The sequence below is a fragment of the Parahaliea mediterranea genome (assembly GCF_003402235.1).
GTDB lineage: Bacteria > Pseudomonadota > Gammaproteobacteria > Pseudomonadales > Halieaceae > Parahaliea > Parahaliea mediterranea.
Window position 1 is genome coordinate 442,194 of the sequence record NZ_QEWO01000002.1, and the last position, 14,144, is coordinate 456,337.

Sequence of the window (14,144 nt, forward strand, 5' to 3'; positions counted from 1 at the left end):
CGCTCGCGCGCTAGTCGTCGAGCGGGGTGATTTCGAAGGCCGACAGGGTGCCGCCGTTGTCGTAGACATACAGCACCTTGCCATCGGCCACCATGTCGGCACGGGCGCCGTCGCTGTCCACTTCAACGCGGCCGGCAAAGCTGCCATCCACCTGCGAAATCAGGTGTACCACGCCTTCGTAGTCGGCCACGGCCACATAACTGTTGACCGGAGTGGGTCGTGACAGTTCGCGATAGCCCAGGTCGCCCTGGGTCCAGCGCACGCCCTGGCCGCCACGCAGGTAGGCGGTGAGCGTGCCGTCGGCATCGGCCACGTACACGTTGCCAAAGCCGGTGGACACGCCGGAGAAGGAGGAGACATTCTGCTGCCACAGCTTGCGCCCGCTGCCCACCTCGATGGCGGCAATGCGCCCCTGGTAGCTGGCGGCGTACAGTTCGTTGCCGGTCAGCTCCATGGTGCCGTCGATATCCACAATGCGCTCGATCTCGGAGCGGCCCTGGGAGATGGCCACGCGCACTTCCCAGGCGATGTCGCCGCTGTCGGCCTCAAAGGCCAGCACGCGACCATTGGCGAAGGCCGCGTACACCCGCCCGCCGTTCAGAATCGGCGTGCTGGTGCCGCGCAGGGTCAGCACCGGCACGTTGCTGTCGTAGGTCCACTTTTTCTCGCCGCTCTCAAAATCCAGGCCAAACAGCTTGCCGTCGTAGGTCTGGGCCACCACATGGCGGCCGTCGCCCTGGGGCGGCGCCAGCACTTCGCCGGTCACCTTGGTCTTCCACAGCTGGCTGCCGTCGGCGGTGGACAGGCGCAGCACCGAGCCGTCGCTGCCACCCACGAACAGGCTGTCCTCAAACACACTCACGCCGCCAGACAGGCGGGTATCGAGCTCCACATCCCACAGGGTTTTGCCGGTTTTGCTGTTCAGGGCCACCACCTCGCCGTCGGCGGAGGCGGCGTAGATGCGATCACCCGCCAGCGCCGGGCGAATGTGATACAGGCCCTCGCCCTGGCCGTCGCCCACGCCCTCGGACCACAGGCGCTTGATTTTCACCGTGGGGGTGATGTCCTGCAGTTCCACCGGCTGGGTGGGGTCTTCGTCGTCGTCAATTTCAAACCAGCCCTTCACGGTGGAGCAGGCCCCGAGGCTCAGCGCCAGGGACATCACCGCAAAGGTGCGCAGTGCGGGGTGCAGGCTCATGGCGTTTCCTCCTCGGCGGCGGCCGGTGCGGGCTCGGCTTGTACTTTGGCATCGCCTTCTGCACTCGCGTCTGCACTGTCTTGTGAACCGACCAGCGCCGGGCCGGCAACCGCTGCGGCATCAATCGCCCGCGGCTCGGCGGGGTTCAGGCTGGCGATTTTCTGCTCCAGCGCTGCGAGCGGCGGCATCTGGGGGCTCTCACTGGCCACCTGGCGAGCCAGCTCGTAGGCTGCCAGCGCTTCGTCCTTGCGCCCGGCGCCCAGCAGAATGTCGCCGCGCGCCATCGCGTAGCTCGCCGGGTAGCGGTTTTCGCCCTTCACCTCGAGCAGGGCCAGCGCTCCTTCGGTATCGCCCTTGGACGCCAGCACCCGGGCCAGCCGCTGCTGTGCCACCAGGGCGGTATCGCTGCCGCTGTCGGCCTCGGCCAGCACCCAGCGCAGCTCGCTCTCGGCGCTGTCCAGGTCGTCGTCCTGCACCGCCAGGCGCGCGCCCTGCAGCGCGGCAAAGCTGGCGTAGGCGGAGCCGCTGTAGTCGGTCTTGATCTCGGCAATCAGGCGCTCGGCCACGCCCTGCTGGGCCGGGTCCTGCTCGGCACCGGCCATCGCTTCCAGCAGCGCCTGGTACCGGTCGGAGGCGGCTTCGTTCTGGCCCTCGCGGTACTCCTGCCAGCCCTGCCAGCCAAAGGCACCCACCAGGGCCAGGGCAATGCCGGCCAGGGTGGAGCGGCCGTTCTCGTCCCACCAGCGCTTGAGGGCTTCTACCTGTTCGTCTTCGCTACGATAGTCTTCCACGTCGTTTCCTTATTGCTTTGTTCGTTACACCAGCGCTGCGCGCAGGTAATCGGGCAAATCCTGCACTGCCACGGTCTGTTGAGCGCCTTCCTCGCGCAGGTTCTTCACCGCGCAGGTGCCGCCGGCAACCTCGTCCTCGCCCCAGATCAGGGCCAGGCGGGCGCCGCTCTTGTCGGCCTTTTTCATCTGGCTTTTAAAGCTGCCACCGCCGGTGTGCAGCACAATGCGCCGCTCGGGCAAGGCATCGCGCAGGGCCTCGGCGCGGGCCAGCGCCTCCAGCTCGGCGGCCTCGCCCACCGACACCACGTAGAGGTCCGCGTCCTGAGCCACCGGCTGCGCCGCCCCCATTTCAGACAGCAGCAGCACCAGACGTTCCACGCCCATGGCAAATCCAATGCCCGGGGTGGCTTTGCCGCCGAGCTGTGCCACCAGGCCGTCGTAGCGGCCGCCGGCGCACACGGTGCCCTGGGCGCCGAGGCGGTCGGTGACCCACTCGAACACGGTCTTGTTGTAGTAGTCCAGCCCGCGCACCAGCCGCGGGTTGATGCGATAGGACAGCCCCGCCGCATCCAGCAGGGCGCACAGGCGGGCAAAGTCGGCCCGGGATTCATCGTCCAGGTAATCCGCCAGCGAGGGCGCCCCGTCCAGCAAGGCCTGGGTGTCGGGGTTCTTGGAATCGAGAATGCGCAGGGGGTTGCTATCCAGGCGCCGCTGGCTGTCTTCGTCCAGCTGTTCGCGGCGTGCCTGCAGGTAATCCACCAGTGCGGCGCGGTAGGCGGCGCGGGCGGTGGAGCTGCCAATGGAGTTGAGCTCCAGAGTGACGGCATCGCTGATGCCGAGCTGGCGCCACAGGCGGGCCGACAGCAGGATCAGCTCGGCGTCGATGTCCGGGGTGGCAATGCCAAAGGCCTCGACGCCCACCTGGTGAAACTGGCGCTGGCGACCCTTCTGCGGGCGCTCGTAACGGAACATGGGGCCTGCATACCACAGGCGCTGGGGGGTGCTGAGCAGGCCCTGCTGGATCACCGCGCGCACGCAGCCGGCGGTGCCTTCCGGGCGCAGGGTCAGGCTTTCGTCGTTGCGGTCGTTGAAGGTGTACATTTCCTTCTCGACGATGTCGGTCACCTCGCCGATGGAACGCTTGAACAGTTCGGTGTGTTCAACGATGGGCAGGCGAATCTCGCCATAGCCGTAGCTGTGCAACAGGGCGCGCACCGTCCCTTCCAGGGACTGCCAATAGGGGGTTTCCTCCGGGAGAATGTCATTCATGCCCCGGATGGCGCGTAGTTTGGTCACCGTGTCTCCAGATCGATGGCAGCGCCTCAGGCGCTGGACTTGAGAATGAGTTGTGCCTCCTGCCGGGCGCGCTCCGCTTCGAGGTCGGCGGCGCGCTGGCGGATCACCTGTTCCAGGTGATCGATAAAGGACTCGTTGCTGACCTTGTGGTCGGGCTCGCCGTTCACGTAGATCAGGTTGCTGGGGGTGGCGCCGGTCAGGCCCACGTCGGCCTCCCGGGCTTCGCCGGGGCCGTTGACGATGCAGCCGATCACGGCCACATCCATCGGTGTGCGAATGTCTTCCAGGCGCTGCTCCAGCGTGTTCATGGTGCCGATCACGTCAAAGTTCTGGCGCGAGCAGGAGGGGCAGGCGATGAAGTTGATGCCGTTGGCGCGCAGCTTGAGGCTCTTTAGGATCTCAAAGCCCACCTTCACCTCCTCCACCGGGTCTGCCGCCAGGGAGATGCGGATGGTGTCGCCGATGCCATCCATCAGCAGCATGCCAAGGCCCACCGCGGACTTCACCGTTCCGCCGCGCAGGCCACCGGCCTCGGTGATGCCCAGGTGCAGGGGCTGCTCGATCTGTTTCGCCAGCAGGCGGTAGGCCTCCACCGCCATGAACACTTCCGAGGCCTTCACACTGACCTTGAAGTCGTAGTAGTTGTGCTTGTCGAGGATGTCCACATGGCGCATGGCGGACTCCACCAGCGCCTCGGCGGTGGGTTCGCCGTACTTGCGCTGCAGGTCTTTGCCGAGGGAGCCGGCGTTGACGCCAATACGGATCGGGATGCCCTTGTCGCGGGCCGAGTGAATCACCTCGCGCACCTTGTCGTCGCGGCCGATGTTGCCGGGGTTGATGCGCAGGCAGTCCACCCCGTATTCCGCCACTTTGAGGGCAATGCGGTGGTCGAAGTGGATGTCTGCCACCAGCGGCACGTCCACCTGGGCGCGAATGGCGCGAAAGGCCTCGGCGGCCTCCATGCTCGGCACCGACACGCGCACGATATCCGCGCCGGCATCGGCAATGGCCTGCACCTGGGCCACGGTGGCCGCCACGTCGCAGGTTTCCGTGTTGGTCATGCTCTGCACGCTGATGGGCGCGTCGCCGCCCACGGCCACCTTGCCCACGTGGATCTGTCGGCTCACCCGGCGTTTGATCGGGGATGCTGTTTTCATACCTTCACCGTATTTACCCAGTCCAGGGCCACAACGGACTGCGTTGCGCTGCCCCGCCACCACCACAAGCCGGCCACCAGCATTGCCAGCAGCACAATGCCCACGGCGATCTGCAGCAGTTGAGTGTGCCGCGCACTGCGCGCGGGTGCCACCCGGCGCACCGGGCCCGGCCCCGCCAGTTCGCCGGCCACCTCATCAAAGGCCGCCATCAAGGGGCCCTCGGGCACCTCCAGCAGCTTGCCATAGGCGCGCACGTAGCCGCGGGCAAAGGTCGGCCGGCGCAGGGCGGCGTAGTCGTCGCGCTCGATAATGCCCACGTAACAGGGCAGCCAGTTCATGCGCCGCGTGACCTCTTCCGGGCTCAGCTTGCGGGCTTCCCGGGCACGCCGCAACATGGCGCCAGGCGACGCCACTGCCGTATCGACCTCAGCCACCGCCCTGGGTCCGCTGGTAGGCCTTGAATTCCGGCGATTGGGGATACAGGTTGCGCAGGGCCATGGAGTAGCTGCCCTCAGCGTTCAGGTCGCCCCGGGCCTGGGCCAGCCGCACACCCAGCCACAGGCCGCGCGCGGATTGCTGCCTCACCGCGGCGCGATAGATGCCGTAGTGGGTTTCGGCGGCGTCGATGTCGCCGTCGCGAAAGCGCAGCTCCGCCAGTTCCAGGCGGGCCACGCGGTTGGCGCCGTCCATGGTCAGCGCCCGCTCAAAGGCCTCGCCGGCGCCGGCGCTGTCATCCAGCTGCAAACGGCACAAGCCCAGGTTCACAAAGGCCTTGGGGCGGGCGTTGTAGAGGGAATCCTTGACCACCACTTCAAGCTGGTCCTCCGCCTCCTGGTAGCGCTGCTGGCCATAGAGGAAGGCGGCGTAATTGTTGCGGGCGCGGGAGAACTTGCGATCAATGCGGATCGCCTTCTCGAAGTTTTCCTCGGCCAGGTCGGTCTCGCCGGTGCTCTGGTAGACCAGGGCAAAGGCCTCGTAGACCTCGGCGTTGTTCGGGTCAATCTTGGACGCCTGCTTGAGGTTGCGCTTGGCGTTGTCCCAGTCGCCCTCGCCAATGTACTGGCGCGCCAGCTCCACCCGCTGCTTCAGGGCCTTTTCGGGGGCGGGCGGGTCGGTAAACACCGTCTCGGACTGGGTGACACAGCCGGCCAGCGCCAGCAGCAGCGCCACGCTGCCCAACAGCGTGCCAGCCCGGAAATTAATGGACACCGCCAAATCAGTTACCCCGCCTCTGTCACCTGGTTCTGCTCCGCCGCGTTGCGATAGCGCTCGCTGCGACGGGTGCGATCCACCACCTGGCCCACCAACTGGCCGCAGGCAGCGTCGATGTCGTCGCCCCGGGTGGTGCGAACGGTGACAATATATCCCGCATCCACCAGCACTTGCCAGAACCGCGACACCGCGTTGCCGCTGGGGCGCCGGTAGGGGGACTGGGGGAAGGGGTTGAAGGGGATCAGGTTGATCTTGCAGGGGAAGTCCGCCAGCAGCGCCGCCAGTTCGCGGGCGTGTTCGGGCTGGTCGTTGACCCCGGCAATCAGGGTGTACTCCACCGTCACCACGCGCTTGGTATCGCGCTGGGCGTCGATGTAGTTGCGGCTGCTTTCAAGCAGGCGCGCAATGGGGTACTTGCGGTTGATCGGCACCAGTTCGTTGCGCAGGGCATCGTTGGGTGCGTGCAGGGAGATGGCGAGGGAGGCCTCGCTCACCTCGGCCAGTTTGTCCAGGGCCGGCACCACGCCAGAGGTGCTCAGGGTCACCCGGCGCTTGGAAATGCCGTAGGCGAGGTCCTCCATCATCAGGTTCATGGCGGACACCACATTGTCGAAGTTGAGCAGGGGCTCGCCCATGCCCATCATCACCACGTTGGTCACCACCCGCCCCTTGCCGGACTGGAAGGCGTCGTAGGACTGGATGGCCAGCCACACCTGGCCGATGATTTCCGCCGCGCTCAGGTCTTTCATAAAGCCCTGCTTGCCGGTGGAGCAGAAGGAACAGTCCAGGCTGCAACCCACCTGGGAAGACACACAGAGGGTTGCGCGCTCGCGATCCGGGATCAGCACCGCCTCCACCAGGCCGCCGCCGTCCACGCGAATGGCCCACTTGCGGGTGCCGTCGGCGGAGTCGTGCTGGCTGACAATTTCTGGCGGGCGCACTTCGGCGATGCGCGCGAGCTTCTCGCGCAGGGCCTTGCCGAGATTGGACATCTCGGCAATATCAATCACACCGGCATGGTGAATCCACTTCAGCACCTGCTGGGCGCGGAACTTCTTCTCCCCGATATCGAGGAAAAACTGCTCCATCTGCGCCCGGGTCATGCCGAGCAGGTTAACCTTCTCGGGCGTGGCGCTGGTGGCGATAGTGGTGCTGGTGACGATAGTGGTGCTGGCGGCGATAGTGGCTGTGTTCATGCCGGTGGCCCTGTCGTTGATCTGGCGCGGGATCAGCCGCGCTCGCAGATCTCGCTGGCAGCGAAGAAGTAGGCAATTTCGCGCTCGGCGGAGGCCGGGGAGTCAGAGCCGTGTACTGCGTTGGCGTCGATGGACTGGGCAAAATCGGCGCGGATGGTGCCGGCCTCGGCTTCCTGGGGGTTGGTGGCGCCCATCAGCTCGCGGTTTTTGGCGATGGCGTTCTCGCCTTCCAGCACCTGCACCACAACCGGGCCGGAGGTCATAAAGCCCACCAGGTCGGCAAAGAAGGGGCGCTCGCGGTGCTCGGCGTAGAAACCGCCGGCCACATCGTCAGACAGACGCAGCATTTTGGCGGCCACAATCTTGAGGCCGGCCTCTTCAAAGCGGGAATAGATTTTGCCAATGACGTTCTTGCCCACGGCGTCGGGTTTAACGATGGAAAGGGTGCGTTCTACGGCCATGAAACTGTCTCCAGATCGGTTGTGCGGGGATAGGTTGAAAAAGCGCGCGCAATTATACGGATTTTGGCCCCGCATTTCATCCGCCGGGCCAGCGCGAAGACGGTTTATTTTGCCGCCAAATCAGCAGCTTAGGCGCGGCTCCTGGAAAAGCGGAAATTTCACGTCCCGCGCAGGCGCGAAACCGCCGCCACCACCTCGGCGGCGGCCTGCTGTGCCTCCTCACTGGTGGTGAAGCGGCCAAAGCTGAAACGCAGGGAAGCGTGGGCAAGCGACTCCGGCAAACCCAGGGCCCGCAGCACATAGGACGGCTCCACACTGGCGGAAGTGCAGGCGCTGCCGCTGGATACCGCAAGGCCCGTGAGGGCCATCAGCAGCGACTCCCCCTCCACCCCGTCGAAGGCCAGGTTGAGGGCGCCGGGCAGGCCCGTGGCCGGGTCGCCATTCACGCTCACCCCCGGCAGTGCCTGCACCGCCGCCAGAAAGCCGTCGCGCAGCCCCACCAGGCGGCGGGCCTCGTCGGGCATTGCCTGGCGGGCAAGCCTGGCAGCCTCGCCCATGCCCACAATCTGGTGGGTGGCCAGGGTGCCCGAGCGCATGCCGCGCTCGTGGCCGCCGCCGTGAATCTGGGCTTCCAGGCGCAGTGGCGGATGGCGCCGCACATACAGCGCCCCCATGCCCTTGGGGCCGTAGAATTTGTGGGCCGACAGGGACATCAGATCCACCTGCATGGCCTGCACATCGATGGGCAGCTTGCCGGCGCTCTGGGCGGCATCGACGTGCAGCAGCACCCCCGCCTCCCGGCACAGGGCGCCAATGGCAGCAATGTCGTTCACCGCCCCGACCTCGTTGTTGGCGTGCATCAGGCTGACCAGCACGGTATCGGCGCGCAGGGCCGCCGCCACCGCGGCGGGCTCGATGATGCCGGTAGCGGTTGGCGCAAGATAGGTGACCTCCCAGCCCTCGCCCTCCAGGTAGGCGCAAGTATCCAGCACCGCCTTGTGCTCGATGGCGGAGGTGACAATATGCCGGCCGCGCTCGCGGTAAAAACGCGCCGCGCCCTTGATGGCGAGGTTATCCGCCTCGGTGGCGCCGGAGGTCCACACAATCTCGCGCGGGTCGGCGCCGAGCAGGTCCGCCACTTCCCGGCGGGCCTCCTCCACTGCGGCCTCGGCGCGCCAGCCAATCCGGTGGGAGCGCGAGGCCGGGTTGCCGTAGTTGCCCTCCATGGTCAGGCATTCGCCCATTTTTTGCGCCACGCGCGGGTCCACCGGGGTGGTGGCGAGGTAGTCCAGGTAAATCGGCGCGGCCATCACACCACCTCCCCGTCACCGCGCCCGGCGGCGGGCCGGCCATCGCGGGGCAGGAATTTCTGGGTTTCGGTAAGAATACCGCGCAGGATGTTCAGCTCCATCTCGTCCAGGCGCACCCGGCTGTACAGCCGGCGCAGGCGGGTCATCAGCTGGCGCGGGGCCGCCGGGTCCAGAAAGCCCAACGCCATCAGTGTTTCCTCCAGGTGCGCGTAAAAGCGCTCCATGTTCTCGCGGGTGGCAAAGGGTGTATCCCATTCGGCATCCTGGCTGGATGGCAGGCGGTCGGCGTCCAGCAGCATGCGCAGTTCGTAGCACACCACCTGCACCGCCATGGCCAGGTTCAGGGAACTGTAATCCGCCGAGGTGGGAATGTTCAGGTGCAGGTTGCAGCGGCGCAGTTCGTCGTTGGTCAGCCCGCGGTCTTCGCGGCCAAACAGCACTGCCACCTGCTCGCTGGCGGAGGCATCAAGCATGCGCGCTGCGCAGGCCCGTGGGTCCAGCAGCGGCCAGGGAATGTTGCGGCTGCGGGCACTGGTGCCCACCACAAACTGGCAGTCGGCAATAGCCTCGTCAAGGGTCGCGGTTACCACCGCGCGCTCCAGCACATCGCCGGCGGTGGCGGCCCGCCAGGTGGCCTGCTCGTCGGGGTACTGCCGTGGCTCCACCAGGTAGAGCCGCGACAGGCCCATGTTTTTCATCGCCCGGGCCACGCCGCCGATGTTGCCAGGGTGGGAGGTGTTGACCAGAACGATGCGGATATTGTCGAGATTCATGGGATTTCAGGGGCGCCAAATAGCCCACCAGTGTAGCAGATTTACCCTGTAATCAGGCAGCGGTTGGCTGCTATAATCCGCGCCCCACAAACCTCACCCGGATACTCACACTATGGAACCGATGGTCAACATCGCGCTGCGTGCCGCCCGCAAAGCCGGCGAACAGATTGTGCGCGCCTCCGATGATCTCGATCGCATCGAGGTGGCGACGAAGGGTCGCAATGATTTCGTGTCCGAGGTGGACCGCGCCGCCGAGCGCGAAATTGTCTACCAGCTGAAAAAAGCCTATCCCGACCACGCCTTTCTGGGCGAGGAAGGCGGCCTGCAGGGTGACGAGAACGCCGAGTACCGCTGGGTGATTGACCCGCTGGACGGCACCACCAACTTCCTCCGCGGCATTCCGCACTACGCGGTATCCATCGCCTGCCTTTACAAGGGCAAGGTGGAACACGCGGTGATTGTCGACCCGGTGCGCCGCGAAGAATTCACCGCCTCCCGCGGGCGCGGCGCGGCCCTGAACGGCCGCCGCATCCGGGTCAGCGAACGCCACACCCTGGATGGCGCCCTGTTGGGCACCGGCATTCCCTTTCGCAACCACTGCGACGACGTTCTAACGCCCTACGCCAAATCCATCGAAGTGCTGGCCGGCCAGTGCGCCGGCATCCGCCGCGCTGGCGCCGCGTCGCTGGACCTGGCCTATGTGGCCGCCGGGCGCCTGGATGCCTTCTGGGAAAAGGGCCTGTCCATCTGGGATATCGCCGCCGGCGCCCTGCTGGTGCGCGAGGCGGGCGGCCTGATCTCCGACTTCAGCGGCGCCGACAAGCACCTGGAGAACGGCGACGTGGTGTGCGGCAACCCGAAGTGCTTCAAGGCCGTGCTGCAGGCCACCCGGCCGCTGCTGGGCTGATTGCGAACTCACCCCGCAAAGCAGCGGGGTTGGGCATAAAAAGCTGGACACAAAAAAGCCAGACACAAAAAAAGCGCCACAACGGCGCTTTTTTTGTGCTTTCTTCAGGGTGCCTTGCTACCGGCACACTGGCACCAACACCAGGCAGCCCCTCAGGGCGTGAGATCCTCCTGCTCGGCGCCTTCCTTCACTGGAATCATCAGGTCTTCCTTGCTCACCCCCAGCGTTACCAGCAGGTTGGAGGCAACAAAGATGGATGAGTAGGTACCGATGCCAATACCCACAATCAGGGCAATGGCGAAGGCGTTGATCATCTCGCCGCCAAACAGGGCCAGCGCGATCAGCACCAGCAAGGTGGTAAAGGAGGTCACCAGGGTGCGGCCCAGGGTTTCGGTGAGGGAGATGTTGATGATCTCAACCGAATCCGAGCGGCGCAGTTTGCGGAAGTTCTCGCGGATGCGGTCGAACACCACGATGGTGTCGTTGAGGGAGTAACCGATCACCGCCAGCAGTGCCGCCAGCACGGTGAGGTCGAACTCCATGCCGCTGATGGAGAAGAAGCCCAGGGTAATCACCACGTCGTGCATCAGGGCCAGCACGGCCCCGGCGGCAAACTTGAACTGGAAGCGGAAGGCGATGTAGAGCATCACCAACCCCAGGGCCAGCAGCATGGCCAGGCCGCCCTGCTCGCGCAATTCGTCGCCCACCTGGGGCCCGACAAACTCGGTGCGGCGCAGCTCCACCGCACCTTCGTAGTTGTCCTGCAGCAGCTGGACTACGGCGTTGCCCTCGTCATCGCCATGCCCCTGGGGCAGGCGAATCAGCACGTCCCGGTCGGTGCCGAAACTCACCACCACGGCGCCGGCGTAGCCGTTGCTCTCCAGCGTGCTGCGCACGGCGTTGAGGTCGGCGGTGTCGGAGTACACCACCTCCACCAGGGTGCCGCCGGTAAAGTCCAGGCCCCAGTTGAGCTGGCGCGTGAACAGGGAGGCGATGGCCGCAATCAGCAGCAGCGCCGAGAACACAATGGCCAGCTTGCGCAGGCCCATGAAGTTAACGATTTTCATGCTTCTTTTACTCCCCCAATGGACAGGGTTTTCACCTTGCGGCCACCGTAGAACAGGTTCGCCAGGGTGCGGGTGCCCATGATGGCGGTGAACATGGAGGTCAGGATGCCGACGCTCAGGGTTACCGCAAAGCCTTTCACCGGCCCGGTGCCCACGGCGTAGAGGATCAGCGCAACAATCAAGGTGGTGATGTTGGCATCCAGAATGGTGGACAGGGCGGCGTCATAACCCGAGTGGATGGCCATCTGTGGCGATCGCCCGTTGCGCAACTCCTCGCGTATGCGCGAGAAGATCAGCACGTTGGCGTCCACCGCCATACCCACGGTGAGCACGATACCGGCAATGCCCGGCAGGGTGAGGGTGGCACCCAGGATGGACATGCAGGCCACCAGCAGGATCAGGTTCACCGACAGGGCCACCACGGCGAAAATGCCGAACACCCGGTAGTACAGCAGCATGAACAGCACCACCAGGGCCAGGCCGTACTGAACGGACTTCATGCCAAGGCGGATATTCTCGGCCCCCAGGGAGGGACCCACGGTGCGCTCTTCCACAAAGTTGATGGGCGCCGCCAGGGCACCGGCGCGCAGCATCAGCGCCAACTCGGAAGATTCCAGCGGGCTGTCCAGGCCGGTGATCTGGAACTGGGCGCCAAGGGCGGACTGGATCACCGGCGCGGTGAGCAGCTTCTTCTCGTCGTAGGGAATCTGGATGGCCACCTCTTCCCCGGCCTCGTTCATCTCGTAGCGGGTGCGGTACTTGCGCTCGATGAACAGCACCCCCATGCGGCGCTTGATGTTATGCCGGGTGGCCCGGGACATGAGGCTGCCGCCCTCGCTGTCCAGGCTGATCTGCACGTTGGGGCGGCCGTTCTGGTCGAAGCTGGCGGCGGCGTTGGACACGTGCTCGCCGGTGATGATCACATCCCGCTCCAGCCACTCGCTCATGCCTGCGCGGTCGGCGCTGCGGTATTCAAAGCGCTGCTTGTCGGCCTCCGGCGCATCCATGTTGGCCACCAGGCGAAACTCCAGGTTGGCCACCTTGCCCAGAATCCGCTTGGCTTCGGCGGTGTCCTGAATGCCGGGCAGTTCCACCACGATGCGGTTTTTACCCTGGCGCTGCACCAGCGGCTCGGACACGCCCAGCTCGTTGACCCGGTTGCGGATGGTGGTGAGGTTCTGGCTCACCGCGTAATCGGCGATTTCCTTGCGGGTCTGCTCGCTCATGCTGGCGATGATGCGGAAGCTGTCACCTTCGTCCACCCGGTCCAGGGCCAGCTCGGGGTGGTTGTCGGCAATCAGGCCCCGGGCCTGCTCGCGCAACGCTTCACTGCGGAACTGGGCCTCTACGTTGCCCTGCTCATCCAGGCTGACAAAACCCCGCACCCGCGCTTCGCGCAGCGCCTTTTTAATGGCGTTCAGGTAGTACTCCTGGCGGCGCTCGGTGGCGGCGTCGATGTCCACCTCCAGCTTGAAGTGCACCCCGCCGGACAAATCCAGCCCCAGCTTCATGGGCTGGGCGCCAACGGCGGTGAGCCAGTCCGGGGTGGTGGGCGCCAGGTTGAGGGCAATGATGAACCCGTCACCCAGCGCGCGCTGCACCCGCGCCTGGGCGGTGAGCTGCTGCTCGGCGCTGCGCAAACGCACAAGGGCGTTGCGGCCACCTTCGTCGATGGTCTCGCCGAAGTGCTCGATACCGGCCTCCTCCAGGGCGCCGGTCACCCGCTTGAGGGTGGCCTCGTCGATCACCTGGGCGCTGTTCTCGCCCGTAATTTGCAGGGCCGGGTCCGGCGCGTAGAGGTTGGGCGCTGCGTAGAGAAACCCGATGGCAGCCACAAGGGCCACCAGCAGGTACTTCCACAGTGGATATTTGTTCAGCATAGAGTCGCTCTGGCAGGAATCAGGAGGGGTCTTGCAAACACGGCCGTCGAACCTGGTATACCCGGTCGGCGCCAAGAAAACGCGTCATTTTACAGCACTTGCCTGTAAAGGCCAGAGGGCGCCAGCCCGTCCTCGCCTGTGCTGGCCCAGCCCCTAAAGTCCAGACTCTAAAACCCAGCCCCTAAAGCCCAGGCCCTAGCCCATTGCCCCAGCCAGTAACTGAACCAACGCGATAACGGCCCAGAACATCAGCCCCAGCAGCAGCACCGCGGCGGCGAGCACCAGCAACAGTAGCCAGCGCAGGGAGCGGCCACCCTCGCCATCAACGGGCGCCGTATTGAGGTGTCCTTCCAGCAGCGCCACATTGCGTCGGTTGGCCTTGAACGCAAAATCGAATAGATCACCCAGTACAGGCACCAGGCCACACAGGGATTCGAGGGCCACATTACCCAGCATTCGCAATAGTAGCCCCGGCCCGGCCCCCAGGCGTGCAGCTCGCGCCACGATATACAAGGACATCATTGCACCCGCGGCGTCTCCAACTCCGGGGATCAGGCCAATCAGGCCGTCCAGCCCGATACGGTAGGACGTGAAGGGCACCCGTATGGCGTCATCAAGCAACCAGGCCAGGCGCCCCAGCTCACGCGCCGAATCGCCACGGTTATCGGGCACCCGCTTTGCGTCCGCCACGCCCCGCTCCCTTAACGCCTGGCGATAATCCAGACCGCGTGTACGATGCCTGGCACGTAACCACACAATGTAAGCAGAATGTTCAGCCAGAATTGGCCGCCAATACCGACTTGTAGGAATACCCCCAGAGGCGGCAGAAGAATCGACAACAACACCCGAATTAAATCCACAACCCATCCTCGCGTTTTTAAAATGCCCATTGGATT

Annotated in this window: 15 protein-coding genes; 1 reads left to right on the forward strand and 14 read right to left on the reverse strand. The window is 65.3% G+C overall.

Annotated features, from left to right (window positions below; translation table 11 throughout):
• Window positions 1-10: 10 nt before the first annotated feature.
• From bamB to trmJ, 10 genes are all read right to left on the reverse strand, one after another.
• Window positions 11-1,198 carry an outer membrane protein assembly factor BamB gene (gene bamB, locus DDZ17_RS07540; protein ID WP_116365439.1) on the reverse strand — a complete coding sequence of 396 codons (1,188 nt, stop codon included), beginning with the start codon at window positions 1,196-1,198 and terminating at the stop codon, window positions 11-13.
• Window positions 1,195-1,989: a YfgM family protein gene (locus tag DDZ17_RS07545; protein ID WP_116365441.1), complete on the reverse strand. Its 795-nt coding sequence runs from the start codon at window positions 1,987-1,989 to the stop codon at window positions 1,195-1,197. The genes bamB and DDZ17_RS07545 overlap by 4 nt, the downstream gene beginning before the upstream one ends.
• Before the next feature lie 24 nt (window positions 1,990-2,013).
• Window positions 2,014-3,285, reverse strand: coding sequence for a histidine--tRNA ligase (hisS, locus tag DDZ17_RS07550; RefSeq protein WP_116365443.1), 1,272 nt, complete (start codon window positions 3,283-3,285; stop codon window positions 2,014-2,016).
• 26 nt (window positions 3,286-3,311) lie between these two features.
• The gene (gene ispG / locus DDZ17_RS07555) at window positions 3,312-4,442 is read right to left on the reverse strand and encodes a flavodoxin-dependent (E)-4-hydroxy-3-methylbut-2-enyl-diphosphate synthase (protein WP_116365445.1); all 1,131 of its coding nucleotides are present in this window, start codon (window positions 4,440-4,442) and stop codon (window positions 3,312-3,314) included.
• A complete protein-coding gene (locus DDZ17_RS07560) occupies window positions 4,439-4,876 on the reverse strand; it encodes a helix-turn-helix domain-containing protein (protein ID WP_157976523.1) in 438 nt (145 codons plus the stop codon). The genes ispG and DDZ17_RS07560 overlap by 4 nt, the downstream gene beginning before the upstream one ends.
• Window positions 4,869-5,651 (reverse strand): type IV pilus biogenesis/stability protein PilW, encoded by a 783-nt coding sequence (gene pilW / locus DDZ17_RS07565; RefSeq protein ID WP_241505816.1) that lies wholly within the window; start codon window positions 5,649-5,651, stop codon window positions 4,869-4,871. Before pilW ends, DDZ17_RS07560 begins: the two co-directional genes overlap by 8 nt.
• A gap of 11 nt (window positions 5,652-5,662) precedes the next feature.
• On the reverse strand, window positions 5,663-6,850 hold the full coding sequence (rlmN, locus tag DDZ17_RS07570; RefSeq protein WP_116365449.1) for a dual-specificity RNA methyltransferase RlmN: 1,188 nt from the start codon (window positions 6,848-6,850) through the stop codon (window positions 5,663-5,665).
• Between the two features lie 32 nt (window positions 6,851-6,882).
• Window positions 6,883-7,311, reverse strand: coding sequence for a nucleoside-diphosphate kinase (gene ndk / locus DDZ17_RS07575; protein ID WP_116365451.1), 429 nt, complete (start codon window positions 7,309-7,311; stop codon window positions 6,883-6,885).
• A gap of 158 nt (window positions 7,312-7,469) precedes the next feature.
• Entirely contained in the window at window positions 7,470-8,621 is a 1,152-nt protein-coding gene (locus DDZ17_RS07580) for an IscS subfamily cysteine desulfurase (protein WP_116365453.1), read from the reverse strand.
• On the reverse strand, window positions 8,621-9,394 hold the full coding sequence (gene trmJ, locus DDZ17_RS07585; protein ID WP_116365455.1) for a tRNA (cytosine(32)/uridine(32)-2'-O)-methyltransferase TrmJ: 774 nt from the start codon (window positions 9,392-9,394) through the stop codon (window positions 8,621-8,623). The genes DDZ17_RS07580 and trmJ overlap by 1 nt, the downstream gene beginning before the upstream one ends.
• Before the next feature lie 112 nt (window positions 9,395-9,506).
• Between trmJ and DDZ17_RS07590 the strand changes: the two genes are divergently transcribed.
• Entirely contained in the window at window positions 9,507-10,301 is a 795-nt protein-coding gene (locus DDZ17_RS07590; protein ID WP_116365457.1) for an inositol monophosphatase family protein, read from the forward strand.
• Window positions 10,302-10,453: 152 nt separating this feature from the next.
• On the opposite strand, the gene secF is transcribed toward DDZ17_RS07590, so the two are convergent.
• The 4 genes from secF to DDZ17_RS07610 all read right to left on the reverse strand — a co-directional run bounded on the left by secF (window position 10,454) and on the right by DDZ17_RS07610 (window position 14,138).
• Window positions 10,454-11,368: a protein translocase subunit SecF gene (secF, locus tag DDZ17_RS07595; protein ID WP_116365459.1), complete on the reverse strand. Its 915-nt coding sequence runs from the start codon at window positions 11,366-11,368 to the stop codon at window positions 10,454-10,456.
• Complete coding sequence (secD, locus tag DDZ17_RS07600) at window positions 11,365-13,248, reverse strand: protein translocase subunit SecD (RefSeq protein ID WP_116365461.1); 1,884 nt, start codon at window positions 13,246-13,248, stop codon at window positions 11,365-11,367. Before secD ends, secF begins: the two co-directional genes overlap by 4 nt.
• 195 nt (window positions 13,249-13,443) lie before the next feature.
• A complete protein-coding gene (locus tag DDZ17_RS07605; RefSeq protein WP_241505817.1) occupies window positions 13,444-13,938 on the reverse strand; it encodes a DUF4112 domain-containing protein in 495 nt (164 codons plus the stop codon).
• 11 nt (window positions 13,939-13,949) lie between these two features.
• Window positions 13,950-14,138: a YqaE/Pmp3 family membrane protein gene (locus DDZ17_RS07610; RefSeq protein ID WP_479680795.1), complete on the reverse strand. Its 189-nt coding sequence runs from the start codon at window positions 14,136-14,138 to the stop codon at window positions 13,950-13,952.
• Window positions 14,139-14,144: the final 6 nt, after the last annotated feature.

Excerpts from the sequence above, each read along its gene's own strand:
- ndk (WP_116365451.1), bottom strand. The coding sequence starts at position 7,311 with ATGGCCGTAGAACGCACCCTTTCCATCGTTAAACCCGACGCCGTGGGC.
- DDZ17_RS07610 (WP_479680795.1), bottom strand. The coding sequence starts at position 14,138 with ATGGGCATTTTAAAAACGCGAGGATGGGTTGTGGATTTAATTCGGGTG.
- DDZ17_RS07590 (WP_116365457.1), top strand. The coding sequence starts at position 9,507 with ATGGAACCGATGGTCAACATCGCGCTGCGTGCCGCCCGCAAAGCCGGC.
- bamB (WP_116365439.1), bottom strand. The coding sequence starts at position 1,198 with ATGAGCCTGCACCCCGCACTGCGCACCTTTGCGGTGATGTCCCTGGCG.
- secF (WP_116365459.1), bottom strand. The coding sequence starts at position 11,368 with ATGAAAATCGTTAACTTCATGGGCCTGCGCAAGCTGGCCATTGTGTTC.
- DDZ17_RS07580 (WP_116365453.1), bottom strand. The coding sequence starts at position 8,621 with ATGGCCGCGCCGATTTACCTGGACTACCTCGCCACCACCCCGGTGGAC.
- ispG (WP_116365445.1), bottom strand. The coding sequence starts at position 4,442 with ATGAAAACAGCATCCCCGATCAAACGCCGGGTGAGCCGACAGATCCAC.
- trmJ (WP_116365455.1), bottom strand. The coding sequence starts at position 9,394 with ATGAATCTCGACAATATCCGCATCGTTCTGGTCAACACCTCCCACCCT.
- secD (WP_116365461.1), bottom strand. The coding sequence starts at position 13,248 with ATGCTGAACAAATATCCACTGTGGAAGTACCTGCTGGTGGCCCTTGTG.
- rlmN (WP_116365449.1), bottom strand. The coding sequence starts at position 6,850 with ATGAACACAGCCACTATCGCCGCCAGCACCACTATCGTCACCAGCACC.